Annotated in this window: 2 protein-coding genes; both read right to left on the bottom strand. The window is 39.7% G+C overall.

Annotated features, from left to right (window positions below):
- Window positions 1–252: 252 nt before the first annotated feature.
- Window positions 253–624 (bottom strand): CGGC domain-containing protein, encoded by a 372-nt coding sequence (locus Q0507_RS01935; protein WP_298711584.1) that lies wholly within the window; start codon window positions 622–624, stop codon window positions 253–255.
- A 123-nt stretch (window positions 625–747) separates the two neighbouring features.
- Window positions 748–1,638: a pirin family protein gene (locus Q0507_RS01930; RefSeq protein WP_298711582.1), complete on the bottom strand. Its 891-nt coding sequence runs from the start codon at window positions 1,636–1,638 to the stop codon at window positions 748–750.
- Window positions 1,639–2,634: the final 996 nt, after the last annotated feature.

The raw sequence follows: 2,634 nt of genomic DNA, 5'->3' as shown, positions 1-2,634 counted from the left end.
CACCAGCTAAAGATTGTACCGCAGCAGATGCAGCATTAACAGAAGCCGTTTGCATAATAGCTGGTGCCATCGTCACTGCCATAGCAACAGATAAAGTAGCCGCTGTAAGTTTCTTGTTCATTCTCTCAACCTCTTAAACAATGATATAGCTATATAATAATAAAACAATATAAAATGTAAGAAAACGCCAGAATTTCCACACTACCTATATAATATTACTTCATGATAAATATAGAATGAATAATGGAACAATCATTCATCTGTTGCGACGGCTTTAGCTAAAAGTACAACAGCCTCTTTACCCTCTTTAGAAACTGCACTACCATGTGTATAGCCTACTACATCAAAACCTGCCTCGGCACATTGTTCAGCAATGCTTTCATAATTTTCATTCTTACCACGAGTACACGTAGAAAGATGAACCGTAGTAACGCCTTTTTTCTTGAAAGACTCAATTTTCTTAGCAAGATCCCCACCACTATGTGTGAACCCCACCAACTCAATATCCTCATCAGCATAACGCTCAAAGGAATCTGCTTTATTCATAAATGCTTTTAAGCAACCGCCACAAGAACAGCGCTGCATTGTATCCTCATTCACGAGGACCGCAATTTTTTTAGTCATAAAACCTCCTATCAAAACATTGTACGCAATATTATACCATAATCAATATAAAATAATGTGTCTCAGGATACATTACTTACAAGAAATACCCTGATGTACGCCATTATAAATCAGGGTGTTATATTACATAATAGCTTCTTCGCGGCCAAATTTACCGTTTTTGTATTCCCCATAAGCGAGGAGAAGCTCGGTTTTATTTGTCATAACAAATGACCCTTGTTTTACCACTGGTTCATTGAGTGGTTCTCCAGTGATAACGAAGATTTCAAGACCTTCATCACCAGACTCTACCTCAAAGCACTCTCCATCATTGTTGAAAAGTACAAAGTCTGCAAATTCTATGCTTTCACCATTGGCACTACCTGTACCATTAATCACAAGGAATCCTGTATTCCAAGTCATATTCTCAGAAATAGAGATCCATGAATTAGGTTGAAGTTTTAATTTGTAAATATTCATCGGTGTATGAAATTTAGCAGGACCTGTTATATGTCTGAAAGCACCTGTGTAAACGATGGCATCGATTGTTTCATCAAGAGATCGATACCGCCCCATTCTGGTAGCAGGTATATATTGATATGCAGGTGCATCATTTTTATGACGTTCAGGTAGATTTACCCATAATTGTAAAGCATGGAACAAACGTCCCCGCTTTGCATATTCTTTTTCATGAAATTCTTTGTGCAAAACACCACTAGCTGCAGTCATCCATTGCACATCACCAGAGTGAATAACACCACTATTACCAGCTGTATCTTTATGCTCAATGGAGCCGGAAAAAGAAAATGTTACCGTTTCAAAGCCTTTATGGAGATGTGGAGTGACACCTGTATCAAAAGGACTGGCCTCAAAATAATATGGCTCGTTATAGTCGAGTAACAAAAATGGAGACATACGATCAAGCATAGGTGACTCATCGCCATCAGGAAAGTACTGACGTACTCTAAATCCAGTGCCTACCCAATGAATATCAGGAGCTTTAATAATTCTTTCAATTGTTCTTACAGGATTCATTCTATCACCTCTTAATCGAATAGGATTCATAATAGTTGTATCATATATGAATAGATACTCATATATCTCAATATTATTATATCTATTTTTTTCGATATGTCAAGGGTGGGCTATTAGAATAGTAATTTACATAAGTTTCGAGATACTCAAGTAATTTACGGTTCGATAATACCATTGGTGATATGTGCTGTGAAATTGATTACCTATAGTTAATTTACATAAATTTAAAGTTACTCAACTAGTTTACGATGCGATACCATAGGTGCTGCGCACCGCAGTATCGGTTAGATAAAGTTTATATCTACCACTAGCCACGGCTTCCTATCACACTCGCCCATGGCAATATATAATACAATAGTTTAATGCACAGTACACTCTTTAGGGCTTCGTCGAACCTGATGCAATGGGCGTATGCGTCGCATAGATCTAATTACTTTTCGGTGGCCCTACTTGCTTCCTCACTGTGGATTTACCTTCACCGCTTCGCAGTTCGGTAAATCTTACGTTCGGAAGAAGGTGATGTGTGGGTCCCATACGTCGTTTCACTCCTCTGTGGCCTAACACCCTACCCTTCCCACACCGTCTTATATATTACTATCCATAGTTAATACTTGTACAACCTTGGCTGGAGACGGTTCTAGCAGGGTTAGCTAGTCGAAGATGAGCAAAAAGAAAAAGGCCTACCTTAGGTAGACCTTTTTCTTTTAGTCAATCAGCAAGTTCTTATGTACGGCTTTTCCCTCCAGGATACTGGGTGTTCGTCGCTGTGGATGGCCTTATGTAGCATAGCTACATGGCCATCTTACGCTCCGAACTAAGCGATGCAGTGAATCTGTCGTCGCTTCGCTTCTCCATCTTCTACTGCCCTGCTCACTAGGTACCCTGGGAGGATAGGAAGCCACACATAAAAAAAAGACACACCCTTAGGTGTGCCTTTAAGCAATCAGCAGCTTCCTATCCTCCCAGGCCGTCTCCAGCCAAGTACTTTCGGCGTTT

It is taken from the genome of uncultured Veillonella sp. (assembly GCF_938010505.1).
Taxonomy (GTDB): Bacteria; Bacillota; Negativicutes; order Veillonellales; family Veillonellaceae; genus Veillonella.
This window is presented reverse-complemented; position numbering and strand designations above follow the sequence as displayed.